This window comes from Pristimantibacillus sp. Z349TD_6 (assembly GCF_056173205.1).
Genome location: NZ_CM149662.1, coordinates 4,100,410 through 4,118,818, shown reverse-complemented (window position 1 = coordinate 4,118,818; position 18,409 = coordinate 4,100,410). Strand labels below are relative to the sequence as shown.

The window sequence follows — 18,409 nt, the reverse complement described above, 5'->3', positions numbered from 1 at the left end:
TGGGAAACGGAGTACTAGACTAATGAAAAAATTTAAAAAGTTTTATATAGAGACGACAAGTATTTGCAACTTATCCTGCAGCTTCTGTCCGCCCACATTGCGAGCGAAAGGTTTCATTAAAGTGGAGGATTTCAAAAAAACACTGGACCAGATCAAGCCGCATACGGATTATATTTATTTTCATGTAAAAGGCGAGCCAATGCTGCATCCTAAGATGGACGAGCTGCTCGATATTAGCCATGAGAAGGGCTTCAAAGTAAATATTACTTCTAATGGTACGCTTATTACTAAAAACAAGGAGAAGCTTCTGAACAAGCCGGCCTTGCGTCAAATTAACTTTTCGCTGCACAGCTTTGACGGCCATGCCGGTTCTACGAATAAAGAAGGCTACCTTGCTGAAATCTTATCCTTCGTAAAAGAAGCAGTTGCAAGCAGCAATATTATTATTTCGTTTCGGCTATGGAACTTAGATATGGACAATGAAACGAATCAGCAGAAAAACAAAAACCGAGAACTCCTGGGCATGATTGAGAAGGCATTTAATCTCGATTATAAAATTGAAGAAAAATTCATACCCGGCTCAGGCGTCAAAATAGCGGAGCGCATTTACCTAAACCAAGATCCTGAGTTCAAATGGCCGGATTTAAAAGAGCCGGAGTATAACGGAAAAGGCTTCTGCCATGCCTTAAGGAATCAGGCAGGCATTCTCATCGACGGAACAGTCATTCCTTGCTGTTTGGACGGAGAGGGCGTCATTAATTTAGGAAACATTCATGATACTCATTTCTCGGAAATTATTGAGAATGAGCGATCAACTAATCTCTATGATGGATTCTCAAGACGGGAAGCTGTCGAGGAGCTGTGCAGGAAATGCGGCTATCGCCAACGTTTTGGGTGATTACTAGGATTATGCGAGTAGGTCAACAAGGCGGTTTGGAATGACAAAATAACTATAGTAACGATTATTAATGATATAAGTTATGTGAATTATAGGTATTGCGTTGGAATTGTTGAGTGGGGTCGTTTTGTGTTATGATTTATTCCGTGCTGTTCTTTGTCGTCTTTCTATCAATCAGAGAGTTAGGAGATTCAACTACACATGGATTTTATTACGATTTTAAAAGCGATTATTTTAGGTATTGTTGAAGGATTAACGGAATTTGCACCTGTATCCTCGACAGGACATATGGTCATTGTTGACGATATGTGGCTTCAAACGGAACAGTACTTGACGAAGTACGTTGCGAACACATTCAAAATTGTTATTCAGCTCGGCTCCATTTTAGCAGTAGTCATTATTTTCCGAAATCGTTTTATTGACTTGCTGGGCTTGAACAGAGGCAGCAAGGACGCGGCACAAGCTTCTTCTCAACCGAAGAAAAAGCTAAAGCTAACACATGTTATCGTTGGTCTCATCCCAGCTGGTGTACTTGGTCTATTGTTTGACGATTACATTGATGAGCATTTATTCTCGATACGTACAGTGCTAATTGGTCTAGTTATCGGAGCTATACTTATGATTGTTGCCGATCGTTTTGGGCCAAAGAAACCTAAGATCGAGTCAGTTGATCAGATCACTTATAAGCAAGCCTTCTCCGTTGGGCTTATCCAATGTTTATCCCTCTGGCCAGGTTTCTCCCGTTCCGGTTCCACCATTTCCGGAGGGGTGCTGCTAGGCATGAGTCACCGCGCTGCGGCCGATTTCACTTTCATCATGGCTGTGCCGATCATGGCTGGTGCGAGCTTGTTGTCCTTGGCGAAAAACTGGGAATACTTCACGTTAGAGTCATTGCCGTTTTTTATCGCAGGTTTCATAAGCGCATTCGTTTTTGCACTTCTTTCGATTCGTTTCTTCTTGAAACTTATTAACAAAATCAAGCTTGTACCATTTGCGATATACCGCATCGTGCTTGCTGCTGTAATCTATATCGTTTATTTTTAACCAATAGAAAAAGCCTGCTTCCTTATGATAAGGAGCAGGCTTTTTTTTCGATTTATGGGCGTAACTCCATTGGTTTTTGAGCTTCATAGATGCCGATTCGACCTGAACATATAAATGCGATTAAGCAGCCGATAAACATATAAATAGCACCTTCAGCCCCAAATATTTCAATGCCCATGATGAAGCAAGCAATTGGCGTCTTGGCAGCGCCGCTGAATACGGATATAAAACCAATGGCAGCGAGCAGGGGGACGGAGACATGGAGCAAACCTGCAAGCGCGCTTCCTAGCGTTGCACCGATGACAAAGAGTGGAGTCACCTCACCGCCTTGAAAGCCTGTCCCAAGCGTTATAGCAGTAAATAGTGTTTTCAATAAAAAAACAAACGGTGAAACCGCCTCTTGAAAGGACTGCTCTAGGAGCGGGAGGCCTAGTCCCAAATAATCACGTGTTCCGATCGCATAGACGAGAGCAATTATAAATAGTCCGCCCAAAAAGCTTTTGAGAACAGGACTTTTAAACCATTTACTAAATAAACGTTTGAATCCTCGTACCAGCTGAGTGAATAATAATGCGGCTAGACCAAAAAGCACAGATGCAGTGACAACTTTGACAATGAGCAGCCAGTCGAGCGGAGGAACATCGCCCATTGAATAGGAGATATGTTTAATTCCCCACGAGGTAGCCACCAAATGGCCAACATAACTCGCGATGAAGCAGGGGAGCAGCGCTTCATAACTGATGACGCCGATTGCAAGTACTTCAAGTCCAAAAATTGTCCCGGCCAGAGGTGTGCCAAAGACAGCCCCAAAGCCGCTGCTAATGCCGCACATCAAAATGATTTTGCGATCAAGAGAGCTTTGTTTAATAAGCTTACCAAACCATTCCGCTAAGCTGCCGCCCATTTGCACTGCAGTACCTTCACGACCAGCAGATCCGCCAAATAAATGGGTGATTAAAGTTCCAATGAGAACAAGTGGTGCCATTCTTAATGGGATGGAGCCATTACCGGTATGTATTTGCTCTATGATTAGATTATTCCCTCTTCCTGCTTCTTTCCCAAACTTGAGATAAAGATAACTTACGAAGGCACCGCCGAGTGGCAGAAGCCACAATAACCACAAATGTTGTACACGCGTTTCGGTTACGAATTCAAGACTGGCTAGAAATAATGCGGAAGCAGAACCAGAGAAGATGCCGATCACTCCAGCAATGAACAGCCATTTCAACATATATTTGGCAAGTGTGAGCGGTGCGAAATGCCTTACATCGATCATTCGTGTGAACTCCTTCATTGGCTCCCTGAGAGAAGGAATATGTTGTATTGTTTCTATTAGCTATTATACAACACTCCTGGAAGAGGTAAAGAAATTCATATCAGCGAATCAAGTGAAAACCAGCCGTCATGGACACCGTAAGAAATCCAAACCAGGTGATAAATATTGACGAGAAAGTAGATCAATACCGTAATCAGAATACAAGGGTTGATCCAATACCGATTTTTCATTCGATAATAAATGAGAATAAGCAGCAGCGGGAGCACTAGCTTCATCCCGTAGTAGCTAACGATATTCCAGTCATAAAGTTTTTGTACGAGCGGGTTGAGCTCCTCGATTAATGATAGGCGCAAGCCTACATCTGTAAATAAAGCGTCGGCAAAACATAGAAAAAGCAATCCGAACAGCAGCGGTTTTAAGTCCCATTCTTTGAGAGCAGTGATGGCCACTAAGCCTCCATTCTGAAAAAATGATCTGAGTTTTGCATAATAGATGCATATGCCTCATATGGATTATCATTCCTAAGGAATTTCTGTGGAATAAAGGAGGCCTAACGTTGAAGCGAATATTGATTGGAAGTCCCATTCGCCAAAGACCGACCATATTGCGTCACTTTTTAGCCTCGCTTGCGCGAATCGAAGCAAGATCTTTTAAAGTAGATTATTTCTTTATTGACGACAATGATAACGAGCAGTCCTCGCAATTGCTGAGCGATTTTATATCGAAGCAAAAAGAGAACAATGAAAATGAAACCATCTTAATAAGAGGCGATTCGATAACGCCATATACCAGGGATGAGTTTACTCATTACTGGAGCAATGATTTAATTGATAAAATCGCAAGTTGGAAGGATCATATGATCCAAACAGCGAAAGAGCAGCAATATGATGGACTATTCCTCATTGATTCAGATTTGCTGATTCACCCGGAAGCAATTGAATCTTTGATATCTTCCGAGAAAGAGATCATTTCCACTATTTTCTGGACACAGTGGCAGCCTAATACGATGGAAATGCCGCAGGTTTGGCTGAAGGATACGTATTGGCCGTTTCAGTCAGATGGAACAGTAAAAGCCGGAGACGGTGCGGAAGCGGCTGTCATGTTTTTAATGAAGCTTAGAGTACCAGGAGTTTATCAGGTTGGCGGCCTTGGTGCATGCACGTATATCGCTCGCTCAGCACTGGCGAAGCCGATATCATTTCGGACGATCTCGAATGTATCATTTTGGGGCGAAGATCGTCATTTCTGCATTCGAGCAGTTGCCCTTGGCATCGATTTGTACGTGGACACCAGATATCCAGCCTTTCATATCTACCGAGAATCGGATATTGAGCGCGCAATATTGTTTATGGAATCCACGCAGGACAAAGCATATACAAATTCGAATATGTTGCCAGCACAAGGACCTACAATCATTGTGCCCACAGCAGGTCCTAAGCTTACGTTATCTATGATCGTAAAAAATGAGGGGGAGCGCTTTTTAAAGGAAGTGCTTGAGCATCATAGGGAATATATAGATCATGCGGTCATTATTGACGATGGAAGCACGGATCATACCGGGGAAATCGTTCATGAATGCCTTGCCGGCATTCCGTTGACCTATATTAAAAACGAAAGCTCGCAATTTCATAATGAAGTAAAGCTAAGAACGCAGCAATGGGAGGAAACGATCCGCATTCGGCCGCAGTGGATTCTGAATATGGATGCGGATGAATATTTTGAACAAAAATTTAAGGAAGAGCTGCCAGTGCTGCTAAACGATTCGGAAACCTTCACTTATTTGTTTCGATTATTTGATTTTTGGTCGGAAGATCATTATCGCGAGGATGTATACTGGAATGCCCATAGCGTGTACCGCCCATTTCTATTGAAATATGTAGAGGGATTTTCATATGTGTGGAAGCAAACTCCTCAGCACTGCGGGAGATTTCCAGAAAACATTTATTCACTTGCTAACAAGACATCAAACCTGCGAGTAAAACATTTCGGCTGGGCGCGGGAGCAGGATCGTTTGCATAAATACGACCGGTACAAGAAGCTTGATCCTGATGCGATTTATGGCTGGAAGGAACAATATGAATCCATTTTGGATGAGAAGCCGAATCTGGTGAAATGGATAGAGTAATAAAGCAAACTAATCATAACCTTTGACTAAGCATACACTCTAGTGATATATTTGAGTGTACGATTAGTGCAGGAGATTTCACAACCGGCTGTGTGTCCGCATACAGCCGGTTGTGCCTACTATATGGAGGCAAGCAACCTTGAATAAATATCCATTTGAGTTTGACCCGAAACAACCTTTTATACAGCAGGCTAGCGATTGGATCGCTGATGTTTTTTATGAGAAGCTGCCTGAAGCTGGTTTTGAAATTAGAGATGAACAAATTTATATGGCTTTTCAATTGGAACGTGCTTTTGCAGATAAACAAACGATATTTGCTGAAGCTGGAGTAGGAACGGGCAAAACATTCGTTTACTTGTTGTATGCGATCACGTATGCTCGGTACACAAGAAAACCAGCCATCATTGCTTGCGCCGATGAGTCCTTAATTGAGCAGCTTGTAAAGCCTGAAGGCGATATTGCAAAGCTCGGAAAATATTTGGATCTAACGATTGATGCTAAGTTAGGCAAATCAGCAGATCAATATATTTGCTTGAAAAAGCTGGATAATGCGAGAGCTGGACAAGATGACGCGGAGCTCTATGACAATATATATCGTGAACTTCCAAGCTTCGTCCATAAGCAGGATTCTATGCAAAGCTTCCATCCATATGGAAATCGCAAGGACTATCCTAGCTTAAATGATGAGCAGTGGAACGAGCTGGGCTGGGATGTATTTCAGGACTGCTTAGTGTGTGACGTTAGACATCGTTGTGGTCAAACACTCTCACGCGACCATTATCGCAAATCTGCAGATGTCATTATTTGCTCGCATGATTTCTATATGGAGCATATATGGACATATGACGCAAGAAAACGTGAAGGCCAGCTTCCATTGCTGCCAGAGTACAGCTCTGTAGTATTTGATGAGGGCCATCTGCTTGAAACAGCCGCACAGCAAGCGCTGACTTACAAGCTGAATCATGCTGTTTTTGAAGGAATCGTCATAAGACTGCTGCAAGAAGAGATTCGTGAAACTCTTGCTGTAGCTGTTGAGGATGCGATTGCCCAAAGTGAATTTTTATTTAAAATGTTGAATAAGCACAGCCAGGAGGTTCCTGCTTCGGATCGCAAGGAAATCATATGGAGTGCGGAGCTAATTCGTGAAATTAATCGTTTGCAGGATACGCTCTCGGTTATAGAAGAAGAGCTCGTATTCGAAAGCGGCTTATACACGATCGATACGTATCAGCTAAAAATCGTTGAAGAGCATTTGGAAATGATTCAATTTGCGCTTTCCTTATTCAAGCAAGCGGACAAACCAATTAGCTGGGTTTCGCAGGATAAAGAAGGAACGTCACTCGTCATCATGCCAAAAGTGGTGAAGGAAGTGTTGAAGGAGCAAGTTTTCTCTCGTAAAATGCCAATCGTATTTTCCTCAGCAACGCTTTCGGTTAACGGCTCATTTGATTATATGATGGACATATTGGGTATGGATAGCTCCTTATCTTTTTCGGTTCCATCACCATATGACTATGAGCAGCAAATGACTGTGGAGATTCCAAAAGCTGAACAGTTTACGGCGCTTAACGATAAAGTAAATGAAACGTATCGCTTGCTTAAGCAGTCAGGCGGAAGATCGCTTATTTTGTTCCCATCGATGGAGCAGCTAGAGCAATTCAAGTCAGAATCGGACAAGCATGCGGATAGTGCGGCTTATACTTTCTTTTATGAGGGCACAAGCGAAATCAGTTATTTGATCGAACAATTTCAACAGGATGAAGCCAGCATTTTATGTGCGGTGACACTATGGGAAGGTTTAGATATTCCTGGTCCATCCCTTTCCCAGGTTATTGTGTGGGAACTTCCGTTTCCTCCAAATGATCCATTATTCGCAGCGAGACGGAATGACTCGGAATCACCGTTTGAACAAGTGGATATGCCGTATATGCTGCTTCGATTACGTCAGGGCATTGGACGTTTGATTAGAACACGTGAAGACAGCGGGAAAATCGTTATTTTTGGCCAAAAAATGAATGATAGCTATGTGCGTGAACAAGTGGAAGGTGTGCTTCCGAAAGGTGTAGCTTTAAGTTATTCCTAAAAAGAGAATAAGGTTCAAATAAGGAGAAGGGGAAACCCTTCTCTTTTTTTATTCCTGCACTTTGAACGAACAGAAGTTTATAACCTACCCATTACGGCAAAAATAGGAATAATTCGACAAAAAACAACAAGGAGTGTATGTGCTATGGCTTTACACGATCAGATAAACATTCCTAATTGGACGGTATGCGTACAAGCTGTTGTCAGCCTCGTGATTCCTCTTCTTATCTCATCTATTTTTAAACGGTCTAGCCAAGCTGATGATGAGTAATTCGATGAGCGGAAATATTCAAGTGCGGCTGAAAGCCATTCATGAACAAATGGAGTTTCATTCCGATGTTTTGGTGCGTGAGTGCTCTATTGGGGATACGGGGATAAGCGCAGCTATCGTTTTTGTAAATGGATTAGCAGATTGCGATTTGATTGATCAGCATATTTTGAGAGCGTTAATGTCTGTTCAAGGAGAAGGCAAAACCGTCACAAAATCGTTTTTGACCAATCAAATATTAACCGTTAGTCAATTAAGTGAAGTCCATTCTTTAGAAGAAATGCTGCCAAAAGTGTTAATGGGAGCTACTGCCGTGCTCGTTGATGGCATTGATGAAATTATTATCATTGGCACTGCAAGAAGCAAATCCCGAAATATTGAGGAACCAATCTCTGAGGCATTAGTTAGAGGGCCTAGAGCAGGCTTTAATGAGAACTTATCCGACAATACTGCGATTCTAAGAAGACATGGTGAAAATGCCAGCCTATCATTCATGAGCATGCATGTTGGCACACGTGCAAAGAAGCAGCTCATCATTGCTTATATTAAAGATATTGCTGATCCTGAATTAGTTGAAAAGGTCAGGCGCAGGGTAAGCAAGATCGATATTGATAATTTACCCGAATCAGGGTATGTTGAGCAGCTGATTGAGGATAATTTTTTGAGTCCATTCCCACAGGTGCAGAGTACGGAAAGGCCCGATCGGGTCATTGGCGCATTAATGGAAGGCAGGGTTGCTATTTTACTTGACGGTACACCTTTTGCGCTGATTGCACCTGTTACATTTAGCATGCTTCTGCAATCACCGGAGGATTATTATGAGCGTTGGATGGTTGGCACATTGCTCCGAATGCTGCGTTTTCTTGCCGCTTTAATCTCATTATTGACACCAGCGATGTACATTTCCTTTATATCGTTTCATCCAGGCCTTATCCCAACTAAATTGGCAATTTCTATCGTTGGGGCTAGGGAAGGTGTGCCATTCTCATCACTAGTTGAAGCGCTCATTATGGAGGTAGCGATTGAAATATTGCGAGAGGCAGGACTTCGACTGCCAAAACCAATTGGACCGGCCATGGGAATCGTAGGTGGTTTGATTATTGGTGAAGCGGCTGTTCGAGCTGGTATCGTGAGTCCGATTTTGGTTATTGTCGTTGCGCTAACTGCGATATCGTCGTTTGCAATTCCGCAATACAATGCTGGGATAGCACTTAGAATGCTGCGTTTTGCTGCTATGTTCTGCGCTGCTGCATTTGGTATGTATGGCGTAATCTTGTTTTCCTTACTGTTATGCGCACATATCGTCAAACTTAAGAGCTTTGGCGTGCCCTATGCGAGCCCTGCAGTTCCTTACCGAGTTAAAGATTGGAAAGACTTTATTGTTCGCATGCCGATATTTATGATGAAAAAACGACCTGAAATGCTGAAACCGAAAGACAATACACGCACGAAGAATTGAATTTGGAAGAAGGCATTATATGAAACAGATGTCCAATGATCGTATAACAACCGTTCAAACTGCTGTGATCATTTCAAACTTTATGCTGGGTTCAGGAATTCTTACTTTGCCTAGAGCTTCTGTTGAAAAAGTAGGGACACCAGATGTATGGATATCGGTTCTGATCGGGGGAACGGTTGCCTTATTAGTAGGCGTGTTTATGGCTGCATTGGCAAAATTACATATCAATCAAACGGTGTACCAGTTTACTCAGAAGCTTCTCGGAAAATGGGTAGGAGGCATAATTGGCATAGCGTTTGTTATTTATTTTTTTATGACAGCTGCTTATCAGGTGCGTGTATTATCTGAAGTTACGGAATTTTTTCTGCTGGAAGGAACGCCTCCATGGGTCATTGTCATGGTTTTTATTTGGGTTAGCTTCTATTTGATGACCAGCGGCATTAATCCCATTGCGAGGTTATTTGAGGTCATTTTGCCGATAACTATCGTTATTTACGTATTAGTCATGTTAATGTCTTTACGGATATTCGAAATCGATCATTTGCGGCCTGTATTAGGGCAAGGCATAATGCCTCCTCTCAGGGGAGTCCAAACAACCTCTCTGTCCTTTTTAGGCGTAGAAATTATATTGATTTTAACTGCATTTATGGATAATCCGAAAAAATCGGTAAAAGCCGTCGTCTATGGAACAGCGATTCCGTTCTTTATTTATTTGCTGACCGTAATTATTGTAGTAGGCGGGCTATCGATAGATGTAGTCATTACACGGACGTGGCCAACTCTCGATCTTGTGCGCAGCTTTGAGCTTTCTGGACTAATATTTGAAAGGTTTGAATCGTTTTTTCTTGTTATTTGGATTATGCAAATCTATTCTTCTTTTGTCATTACGTATTATGCTGCAGCCCTGGGATTGTCACAAGTTTTCAAAGCAAAAATGATGAAATGCTTATATATATTGCTGCCCATTGTGTTTCTTGTTTCCACGCTTCCCAAAAACACGAGCGCTCTGTTTGTATACGGCAGCTTGCTAGGCAATACCGCTCTTTATTTGTTTGTCTCTATGACCATTATATTGTTTGGTTTGACGAAGTGGAAAAAAGGGAGTGTAAAATGATGATGATCCACAGCAACAGTCGGGGACGATTTTTACTAGCATGCCTATGTACGCTAACGCTGCTTGTCCAAACGGGTTGTTGGAGCAAGGATGAGATTGAGGATCTTGGGCTATATGTCGGTATAGCGCTTGATGTTGCCAGCAAAACGGAAATTGAGAAAAAAATGGATAAGCTGAGTACCTCTAATCGGAAAAAGGATCTGATCACCTACACGCTGCAAATTATAGATAAACAATCAGAGGGGAAGGACGGTGAATCTTCAGGTGTTGTAACCGCTAAACCTTACATAAATGTTTCGGAGACAGGAGATTCACTTTTTGAAATGGTCAGAGGATTTTCAGCTCGAATGGAGCGTCCTGTCATCGGTCATCATTTGAAGGTGATCGTAATAAATGAGATGTTGTCTCGAAAATACAGCATGAATAATCTCCTTAGCTTTATGTTGAGAGATAATAATATTCGGCCGAATAGCTTAATTGTCATGAGCAGCGGCATGGCTAGAGATGTATTTGAATCAAAAGGCAGTAACATTATACCTTCGTTCCGTGTAATTGAGATGATTGGTAATCGTTATCGTACATTGAAGATCATACCTCCGATGTCGCTTATTGCAGTAGAGGGGAAGATGCATGCAAAGTCCAGCTATTTACTTCAAAATATCGTAGCTGCTGATGGCGAGATTGAATTTTCAGGTGCAGCCGTTATTAAGGGGAAAACCCAAAAATTCAAAGGACTGTTATCGGAGGAAGAATTGTTAGGCATAATGTGGTTGACTGGCGAAGGCAAAGGCGGTTTAGTAAAAAGCTATGATCCTGAAACGAAGCAGGTTATTGCCTATGAGATCAAAACGCTTAAAAGTAAAATTATTTCGCAGGTCAAGAATGGAAAAATTAGTTTTCACGTAAATATACAATCGGATGGTCGACTTATTGAAGAGTGGTTAATTGACAACGAGCCTCTGGATCACAAATTTGTGACCAAGGCTGTACATTCATCAGAGAAGGAAGTAAGCCGACTCGTGAATAGAGCCCTGCATAAAATTCAAAAGGAATATAAGACAGACGTTATGGGGTTCGGTACTAAACTAAGCATATCGCATCCAAAAGTATGGCAAAAGGTTAAAGAGGATTGGGATGAAGAATTCAGTCGCATTCCGATTACGTATAGCATTAAACTGGCAATTACAGATACGGGAGCAAAACGTAAGCATTGATCGCTAATTTTATCGAAAAAACCATCATTTCTTCGTTTAAAAAACTGCGTGAAATACATATTTCACGCAGTTTGCTTTTATATCAACTTTTAAGCTATCATAATAGAGTAATGGTCACTTAAATAGAGCGTGAAAATAGGTTTTTTATGGAGGATTTGCTTACGAATGGGACAACATGAGGTGACGGATAGCTACGGCTTGGAAATGGACTTATTTTCGATTTGGATGAAAAATAAAGGGATGACCAAGTCCACACATCAAGCCTACATAAATGATGTTCGTTTTTTTCTACAGACGATACATCCAACCGAAACAAAAAATATTACGAAAATGGATATTATGCGCTACATGGCCGTTTGCCGTGAGAAGGGGGCAGGGGATGAGGCGCGCAATCGCAAGCTTTCTTCTTTGCGTTCATTTTTTAAAGCGTTGATCGAGATGGAGCATTTGGAAGGCAATCCTGCTGCACTTATCGCAAAGTCCAAACAGGAGAAAAATCGCATTCCAGTTTACTTGGAAGAAAATGAACTCGAAGCGCTTCTGCAAGCCATACAGGGGAAATATTATATTCGCAATGTCGCAATTGTTTTATTAATGTCCTATGCCGGTCTCCGCGTCGGTGAGGTACACCGGATGAATGTACAGGATTTTAGGCAGGATGGATCGATTCATATTCTCGGGAAAGGGCGTAAATGGCGAGTTATCCCATTGCCTGATGCGCTTCAGCATGTATTGAATGAAGCGCTTGCTGAGCGCAAGGAATCCAGGCAGGGTAAGGAGCAGCCGTTTTTTGTATCGCAGTTTGGACGAAGATTATCTATACGAATGATACAGACCGTCGCTGATGAAACGATCAAGCTGCTAAAGGAGACGATGCCTGCGCTTGCGGATAAAAGGTTATCGAGCCATAAGCTGCGACATTCTTTTGCAACGATGCAAATTCGCAGCGGTACAGACATACGAACCTTGCAAGAGCTGCTCGGGCACGCGAGTATTGAAACAACACAAATTTACACGCATATTGATAATAAACAGCTTCGAAATGCGATGAACAACATTTCCAGCAAAATCCCAATGAAATTTCAGAATAAGGTTACATAACAATAATTATGTAAACAAATATTGCAATTATAAAATAATGCAGCAAAAAAAGCTGATGTCAGGTACATGTAGGATCTGACATCAGCTTTTTATATTAGTGGACGCCAGCTGCAACCAGCTTGCGTCTTTCTTCACGTTCTTCTGGCAGCATACGAGGGCAGGTATAACATTTCACACCATCAACACGACAATCGTACATACAGCATGAAGAGCGAAGAACGATTTGTGGACCTCCAGGTGACCACGGATCATCGATATACCGAGGTTTGTGAACAAAAGGGTTACGTTTCCGATTAAATACCTCAGCAGGCAGACCGAGAATGACCTCAAGATCGCGCTGAACAACTGTCAACAGTGACTGATCATTCATATTATTTTTCAGAAAATCAATCACACCCTGCAGTTGTCCACCGACCTGGTTCCAGATCATGGCGGATTTCACATCAGCGCTTATGGCTACAGCTTCGACGATATCGTTAATCTCATCCTTAAAGCTAGTTCGGAATGCATTCTCTAAAAACTGCTTTCTTTCTTGTTCTTCGGTTGGCACATCTGTCCAGCGAAGCTCATTAATTTTGAAGCCCAGATGAGCATGATCATCGTGTTTCTCAAGCTGATAAGTTAAATTATGTAGTGATAAATCCAAATAACGGTTGTATTGGGCAGCAAAAAATAGATTCGTTATGCACAGATTAAAGAAGGACATGCCTACAAAGGAAGCAGCTAGTTGCATTCCCGTTGCTTGCACCATCTCTCCGGCTTTTATAAGTGTTGCATGAGCAGTTTCTTTGTCGTAAAAGCTGGTCGCTGGCAGCTCAAGCAAAGGATGAGCGGCACCTTTCGGAGAAATGTGAAAATATGTTTCTACAAGTGTAAAGTCCATGTCATGTGCCATTTATTTGTGCCCCATTTCGGTTTCTCAAAATATACTTATAGAGTAGGTTTACTCGATAATGATTATCATTATTCCACTCTATAAGTATAGGAGGGGGCTAGCGGACTGTCAATATTAATGGCTCTACAATTGCTTTAACTCGGTTAAGCCCTTCCCACATATCTCCTGGGCCATCGTATATAAGAACATAAGCACCCTTAAAGCCAACTCGCTCAACCTCAGTAAGATAGGAGACAAGCTCGTCCTTATCAGGGAAACCGGCATCATCATAGGTAGGCTTAACATGAACAGAGACGCTTAGCGGTGCCGTATCGCCGATTTCACTGATTTTGTCCGTACTATGATAGTTACCGAAGTCGGTTATAAAGCCTACCGCTTTACCCGCATGCGCAAGCAGCTTAAGACTGCTTTCCGATGTCGACGTAAGCGCTTTGAAATTTTCAGTTATAACATGAACTTTTCTAGAAGCAGCATATTCAGCTAGCTCGGACAAGGAGGAAGCGGACAATTCAATGGCAGAAGCATCACTAGGTGAAGCTTCACCAGCAATGACACGAATTTGTTTCGCCCCGCATTGTGAAGCAACATCGATCCAATTCCGTATGAAACTAAGATCTGCTGTTCTTTTAGCCGCATCAACTGTTGTTATGTCACCATAGTCGAGCAGCAAGGTATCGAACTTAATCGCAGCATTTTCGAAAGAGAGGCGAAGCTGCTCAAGAAAAGCCGATTCTGTTGAAGGGAAATGAAAATGGCAAACTTCAAGCGCTTCATAACCTCTAGCAGCTGCTTCAGCTGGAAGGTCTAGCAAAGCCGTTAGCTGCGGTTGTTCTTGTACACGCGTTTGATGAGTATTCGTTTCGGTATCCCATACCGTCCAGTGAAGAGGTCCAAGATTGCGATGTAAGCTCCATGTGCTAATTGATAGATATGACACCATATATCCCGCCTTTACTATATTATTTAATCCTAAGGCTAGCATAGCACGCAGCAAGCCGAAAAAAAGCTTCGCTTTTGGCATATTACTCCTCTAGTTGGTCATTTATGTGGGATATTGAAGTTAAGGAATGATTGCTCTTCAGAATAAATTCATAATTATCCTCGCTTTATCCGCACAATTTCTTGTTAGCATGAGGAAAAGAAGCGAGGGAGTGACCAACAATCATGGGAATAAAACAATCGTTAAAGGAAAAATGTTTGTTTCTGTATAAGTTTTTATATAAGCCTAGGGAAATCGGCAGTGTCATGCCGAGCTCCAAGTATTTGGCCCAAAAGATGGTCGAGTGCGTCCCATGGCATGAGGTACTAGCGGCAGCGGAGCTTGGTGCTGGCACGGGTGCGATAACAAAGCATATTCAGGAAGCTGCTCACAAGCAAACGAAAGTTTTGCTTTTTGAGACAGATCCGTATATGTTAAAAACATTGGAAGAAAATTACCCAAATTATGCATGTTATGAGAACACGACAAACTTGCAAACAGCCTTACAGCAAGAAGGAATTGAGCAATTGGACTGTATCATTAGCGGCTTGCCTTTTTTTAATTTCCATCAGACACTGAGAGATATACTGATCACGCAAATAGTAAACTCCTTAAAGGATGATGGATGGTTTGTTGCCTTTCAGTATTCGCAGCAAATGAAGAAGCAATTAAGTTTACATTTTCATATTGAAAAGATTATTTTTGTACCTATCAATGTTCCGCCTGCTTGCGTCTACGTTTGTAGAAAAAAATAGCCTTTATAAGCATGTCGCAAAACTTCATTAAAGGAGGCAAACAAGTGAGCATGACGATTTTGGTTGTTGACGATGATCCGGAAATTCGTGATATACTTCACATTTATTTAAGGAATGAAGGATATCGTGTAGTGGAGGCGGTCGATGGACAGCATGCAGTAGAGGTTATCAACCGCGAACCCGTCCATTTGATTATTCTGGACGTTATGATGCCCAAATGGGATGGGATTAAAGCTTGCCTCAAAATTAGAGAGGAACACGATGTCCCCATTATTATGCTTTCTGCAAAGGGCGAAGATATCGATAAAATTACAGGCCTATCCACAGGGGCTGATGATTATGTTACAAAACCTTTTAATCCATTGGAGCTGCTGGCGCGAGTCAAAGCACAGCTGCGAAGGCAAAGCTTGACGGTTCAAGCGGCGAGTGCATCAAACGAAATTACGATAGATGCGCTTATCATCAATAAGGATCAGCATTTGGTTACAGTAAAAGGCCAAGAAATAGCGCTAACACCTATCGAATTTGCAATATTGCTGCTGCTCGCATCGTACAGGGGACAGGTCTTCAATATCGATAAAATTTATCAGAACGTATGGAAGGATCAATCCGCCTTTTACTCTGAAAATACGGTCATGGTTCATATCCGCAATATTCGAGAAAAAATAGAAGATAACCCAAGAGAACCGAGATATATAAAAACGGTATGGGGAGTGGGCTATAAGATTGAAAAATAATGTGAGCAGTATGCTAATGGGACTGCGCAGTATTCGTGGACTAATGCTGTGGGTGCCAGTCCTTAGCTTTTTCATCGCCGTGCTCTTTATTGTAGGAATGGATCATTTTACTCGAACACAGTTTGGGTTTATACTCAATAATTTCATATCGTTGCCTTTATTTTTCGGTATATTTATTTTTTTCTTCTTTGTTTTTACGCGTGGCGTGGTCAGTTATTTCAAAGAAATAACGTATGGGCTAATCAAAATAGCTGGTGGGGATTTGGAATACCGCGTTCCGTTAACAAGGCAGGATCAACTGGGTATCGTTGCTCAAAATATTAACCATATGGCTCAGCAGCTGCAAACGCAGCTAGAGCGAGAACGAATGCTCGAACAGTCGAAGATGGAGCTAATCACACATGTTTCGCATGATTTGCGGACTCCGCTTACGAGCATTATCGGATATTTAGATTTATTGAAATCACATGCCTTTCAAGATCCAAGTGAGCAAGAGCGATTTATAGACAATGCTTTCCACAAGACGCAGCAGCTTAAGAAATTGATCGATGATTTGTTTGAATATACACGACTGACTGGCGGAGATCACAACTTCATTAAGCAATCCGTAGATATCAACAAACTAGTAGAGCAGCTTATTATTGAATTTGAGCCTGTTGCTGCCGAGCAGGGAATCATTGTGGTGAAAAGCTTTTGTGCAAGACCGATATGTGTAGAGAGTGATACGCAGAAAATAGTCAGAGCTATTGACAATCTTTTAATCAATGCGCTCAAATATTCGATCAAACCGAGTGTGATGACGGTAAAAGCAACTGCCTCGAACGATATATTTCGGTTAACCATTGAAAATGAAGGAGTACCGATTAATCCTCAAGAGGAAGCGCAATTGTTTGATCGTTTTTTCAAGCGGGAGTCGAATGATATTCGCAGCTCAATGCCAGCTGGTACAGGTCTTGGACTTACCATTGCCAAACAAATAGTAGAGATGCATGGAGGAGAGATTGGCGTTATTCATGACAACGGCCATTATATTTTTCGGATTGAAATGCCGATAAGTTTTGGCTAATTAGCAAATTAGCATTATAATAAAACATAGAGGCTGAATAGTCGCAGTTTTATAGAGATTTCTTTATGGAAGGAAAGAGAAAGATGGAAACAAAACGTGTAACGACAGATGAGCAAATGGAAGAAGCGTACCTGATTCGAAAAACAGTCTTCGTCAAAGAGCAAGGCGTTGCGGAGGAAGTAGAGCTTGATGAATACGATGCAATCGCTGATCATGTTCTTGTATATTACGAGAATGTACCTGTTGGAACAGGCAGAGTGCGGATCGTCGATGATATGGCAAAAATAGAGCGGATTTGCGTATTAGCTTCACACCGCATGCATAAACTCGGCAAAGCAATCATGGATGAGCTTGAGTTGATCGCGCGTGAAAAAGGGCTTAAGAAAGCGAAGCTGCATGGACAAGTTCAAGCAGCAGCTTTTTATGAGAAGCAAGGTTATGAGGTAGCATCCACCGTCTTTATGGAAGAGAATATTCCACATGTTAAGATGGTTAAAGATTTATCACATTAAATAATAATGATGAAGAGAGTCTGCTTATGCAGGCTCTCTTTTTTTAGAGAAATTAGACAATTTCTTTGCGATAATGACTGGGAGATATCCCTTTCACTTTTTTGAACATTTTCGAGAAGAGAAGAGGGTCGCTGTAGCCGACGGAGTGGGAAATATCAGATACCGAAAGCTGTTGATTGTTCATGAGATCACAAGCTTTATCCATTCGATAATGCAATAAGTAGGTTTGCGGCGATTGATTTACAACTTCCTTAAATAAGGCGGATAAGTATATGCGGTCTATACCAATGAGTTTGGCCAGCTCAGTAATGCTTACTTTGGTGTAGTAATTCATTTTGATATAATCGATCGCTTTGCGAACATAAACATCCTTTGCTTTAGGCAAATAACCGATTTGATTAGGGGCAGTTAGCATATCGATCCAATCCGAAATAAGGCGATAGAGCAGGCTATGAACGACAAGACTGCTGTTTTTCTCAAGTTCCCCTGCATCATTAAACTGTTCTAACCAAGGCTCAAACCAATTTGCTGGAGCATACGAGAATGAAGGTGCCGTTTTGCTTAAGTGGACCTGTTCAAGTAATCCGTCAACACATGTTCCTTGAAAAGCAATCCACGAATAGACCCACGGATCTTGAAGATCCGCCTTCATATGGCATATCGTATTCGGAAATACCATAAAGCCTTGTCCTTTTTTTAAGTCATATGTTTTTCCGTTAATCTGATAGGTGCCTTTGCCTTCATGAATAAATAAAATTTTGTAATGATCCTTAACGCCGGGTCCCCAGCTATATCCAGCTTCGCAGAACTGCTTCCCGTGATAATAATAGACCAGATCATAATGCTCGCACATTCGTTGTCACTTCCTTGATTGTAGGTCACTA

The 18,409-nt window shown here is 41.8% G+C and carries 17 protein-coding genes; 12 read left to right on the top strand and 5 right to left on the bottom strand.

The window, feature by feature from the left end:
* Positions 1 to 22: 22 nt before the first annotated feature.
* Complete coding sequence (locus AC0VYE_RS17910; protein ID WP_076265881.1) at positions 23 to 898, top strand: radical SAM/SPASM domain-containing protein; 876 nt, start codon at positions 23 to 25, stop codon at positions 896 to 898.
* Between the two features lie 201 nt (positions 899 to 1,099).
* Positions 1,100 to 1,942 (top strand): undecaprenyl-diphosphate phosphatase, encoded by an 843-nt coding sequence (locus tag AC0VYE_RS17905; RefSeq protein WP_076265882.1) that lies wholly within the window; start codon positions 1,100 to 1,102, stop codon positions 1,940 to 1,942.
* Between the two features lie 52 nt (positions 1,943 to 1,994).
* Here AC0VYE_RS17905 and AC0VYE_RS17900 read toward each other — a convergent pair whose 3' ends face one another.
* Positions 1,995 to 3,218 (bottom strand): voltage-gated chloride channel family protein, encoded by a 1,224-nt coding sequence (locus AC0VYE_RS17900; protein ID WP_475442454.1) that lies wholly within the window; start codon positions 3,216 to 3,218, stop codon positions 1,995 to 1,997.
* Between the two features lie 95 nt (positions 3,219 to 3,313).
* Positions 3,314 to 3,667, bottom strand: coding sequence for a DUF5658 family protein (locus tag AC0VYE_RS17895; protein ID WP_475442453.1), 354 nt, complete (start codon positions 3,665 to 3,667; stop codon positions 3,314 to 3,316).
* A gap of 107 nt (positions 3,668 to 3,774) precedes the next feature.
* On the opposite strand from AC0VYE_RS17895, the gene AC0VYE_RS17890 reads away from it, so the two are divergent.
* From AC0VYE_RS17890 to AC0VYE_RS17865, 6 genes are all read left to right on the top strand, one after another.
* The gene (locus AC0VYE_RS17890) at positions 3,775 to 5,343 is read left to right on the top strand and encodes a glycosyltransferase (RefSeq protein WP_475442452.1); all 1,569 of its coding nucleotides are present in this window, start codon (positions 3,775 to 3,777) and stop codon (positions 5,341 to 5,343) included.
* A gap of 139 nt (positions 5,344 to 5,482) precedes the next feature.
* The gene (locus tag AC0VYE_RS17885; RefSeq protein WP_475442451.1) at positions 5,483 to 7,426 is read left to right on the top strand and encodes an ATP-dependent DNA helicase; all 1,944 of its coding nucleotides are present in this window, start codon (positions 5,483 to 5,485) and stop codon (positions 7,424 to 7,426) included.
* A 256-nt stretch (positions 7,427 to 7,682) separates the two neighbouring features.
* A complete protein-coding gene (locus AC0VYE_RS17880; RefSeq protein WP_475449624.1) occupies positions 7,683 to 9,152 on the top strand; it encodes a spore germination protein in 1,470 nt (489 codons plus the stop codon).
* Positions 9,153 to 9,171: 19 nt separating this feature from the next.
* Positions 9,172 to 10,266, top strand: coding sequence for a spore germination protein (locus AC0VYE_RS17875; protein ID WP_076265887.1), 1,095 nt, complete (start codon positions 9,172 to 9,174; stop codon positions 10,264 to 10,266).
* Positions 10,263 to 11,480, top strand: coding sequence for a Ger(x)C family spore germination protein (locus AC0VYE_RS17870; protein ID WP_144376665.1), 1,218 nt, complete (start codon positions 10,263 to 10,265; stop codon positions 11,478 to 11,480). The genes AC0VYE_RS17875 and AC0VYE_RS17870 overlap by 4 nt, the downstream gene beginning before the upstream one ends.
* A 165-nt stretch (positions 11,481 to 11,645) precedes the next feature.
* Positions 11,646 to 12,581 (top strand): tyrosine-type recombinase/integrase, encoded by a 936-nt coding sequence (locus AC0VYE_RS17865; RefSeq protein ID WP_475442450.1) that lies wholly within the window; start codon positions 11,646 to 11,648, stop codon positions 12,579 to 12,581.
* Between the two features lie 94 nt (positions 12,582 to 12,675).
* Here AC0VYE_RS17865 and AC0VYE_RS17860 read toward each other — a convergent pair whose 3' ends face one another.
* Both AC0VYE_RS17860 and AC0VYE_RS17855 read right to left on the bottom strand, forming a co-directional pair.
* The gene (locus tag AC0VYE_RS17860) at positions 12,676 to 13,476 is read right to left on the bottom strand and encodes a (2Fe-2S)-binding protein (RefSeq protein WP_076265889.1); all 801 of its coding nucleotides are present in this window, start codon (positions 13,474 to 13,476) and stop codon (positions 12,676 to 12,678) included.
* A gap of 97 nt (positions 13,477 to 13,573) precedes the next feature.
* Positions 13,574 to 14,497 carry a sugar phosphate isomerase/epimerase family protein gene (locus AC0VYE_RS17855; RefSeq protein WP_475442449.1) on the bottom strand — a complete coding sequence of 308 codons (924 nt, stop codon included), beginning with the start codon at positions 14,495 to 14,497 and terminating at the stop codon, positions 13,574 to 13,576.
* Positions 14,498 to 14,640: 143 nt separating this feature from the next.
* On the opposite strand from AC0VYE_RS17855, the gene AC0VYE_RS17850 reads away from it, so the two are divergent.
* The 4 genes from AC0VYE_RS17850 to AC0VYE_RS17835 all read left to right on the top strand — a co-directional run bounded on the left by AC0VYE_RS17850 (position 14,641) and on the right by AC0VYE_RS17835 (position 17,525).
* Entirely contained in the window at positions 14,641 to 15,210 is a 570-nt protein-coding gene (locus AC0VYE_RS17850; RefSeq protein ID WP_475442448.1) for a class I SAM-dependent methyltransferase, read from the top strand.
* Positions 15,211 to 15,260: 50 nt separating this feature from the next.
* Positions 15,261 to 15,947, top strand: a complete 687-nt coding sequence (locus tag AC0VYE_RS17845; protein WP_475449622.1) for a response regulator — start codon at positions 15,261 to 15,263, stop codon at positions 15,945 to 15,947.
* Positions 15,937 to 17,013, top strand: a complete 1,077-nt coding sequence (locus AC0VYE_RS17840) for a HAMP domain-containing sensor histidine kinase (RefSeq protein WP_475442447.1) — start codon at positions 15,937 to 15,939, stop codon at positions 17,011 to 17,013. The genes AC0VYE_RS17845 and AC0VYE_RS17840 overlap by 11 nt, the downstream gene beginning before the upstream one ends.
* 83 nt (positions 17,014 to 17,096) lie before the next feature.
* Positions 17,097 to 17,525, top strand: coding sequence for a GNAT family N-acetyltransferase (locus AC0VYE_RS17835; RefSeq protein WP_076266124.1), 429 nt, complete (start codon positions 17,097 to 17,099; stop codon positions 17,523 to 17,525).
* Between the two features lie 52 nt (positions 17,526 to 17,577).
* On the opposite strand, the gene AC0VYE_RS17830 is transcribed toward AC0VYE_RS17835, so the two are convergent.
* The gene (locus AC0VYE_RS17830; protein WP_475442446.1) at positions 17,578 to 18,378 is read right to left on the bottom strand and encodes an AraC family transcriptional regulator; all 801 of its coding nucleotides are present in this window, start codon (positions 18,376 to 18,378) and stop codon (positions 17,578 to 17,580) included.
* Positions 18,379 to 18,409 lie beyond the last annotated feature (31 nt).

What these genes read in the sequence shown, in the direction of transcription:
- AC0VYE_RS17910 (WP_076265881.1), top strand. Translation starts at nt 23, where the DNA reads ATGAAAAAATTTAAAAAGTTTTATATAGAGACGACAAGTATTTGCAAC.
- AC0VYE_RS17905 (WP_076265882.1), top strand. Translation starts at nt 1,100, where the DNA reads ATGGATTTTATTACGATTTTAAAAGCGATTATTTTAGGTATTGTTGAA.
- AC0VYE_RS17900 (WP_475442454.1), bottom strand. Translation starts at nt 3,218, where the DNA reads ATGATCGATGTAAGGCATTTCGCACCGCTCACACTTGCCAAATATATG.
- AC0VYE_RS17875 (WP_076265887.1), top strand. Translation starts at nt 9,172, where the DNA reads ATGAAACAGATGTCCAATGATCGTATAACAACCGTTCAAACTGCTGTG.
- AC0VYE_RS17870 (WP_144376665.1), top strand. Translation starts at nt 10,263, where the DNA reads ATGATGATGATCCACAGCAACAGTCGGGGACGATTTTTACTAGCATGC.
- AC0VYE_RS17865 (WP_475442450.1), top strand. Translation starts at nt 11,646, where the DNA reads ATGGGACAACATGAGGTGACGGATAGCTACGGCTTGGAAATGGACTTA.
- AC0VYE_RS17860 (WP_076265889.1), bottom strand. Translation starts at nt 13,476, where the DNA reads ATGGCACATGACATGGACTTTACACTTGTAGAAACATATTTTCACATT.
- AC0VYE_RS17855 (WP_475442449.1), bottom strand. Translation starts at nt 14,497, where the DNA reads ATGCCAAAAGCGAAGCTTTTTTTCGGCTTGCTGCGTGCTATGCTAGCC.
- AC0VYE_RS17850 (WP_475442448.1), top strand. Translation starts at nt 14,641, where the DNA reads ATGGGAATAAAACAATCGTTAAAGGAAAAATGTTTGTTTCTGTATAAG.
- AC0VYE_RS17845 (WP_475449622.1), top strand. Translation starts at nt 15,261, where the DNA reads ATGACGATTTTGGTTGTTGACGATGATCCGGAAATTCGTGATATACTT.
- AC0VYE_RS17835 (WP_076266124.1), top strand. Translation starts at nt 17,097, where the DNA reads ATGGAAACAAAACGTGTAACGACAGATGAGCAAATGGAAGAAGCGTAC.
- AC0VYE_RS17830 (WP_475442446.1), bottom strand. Translation starts at nt 18,378, where the DNA reads ATGTGCGAGCATTATGATCTGGTCTATTATTATCACGGGAAGCAGTTC.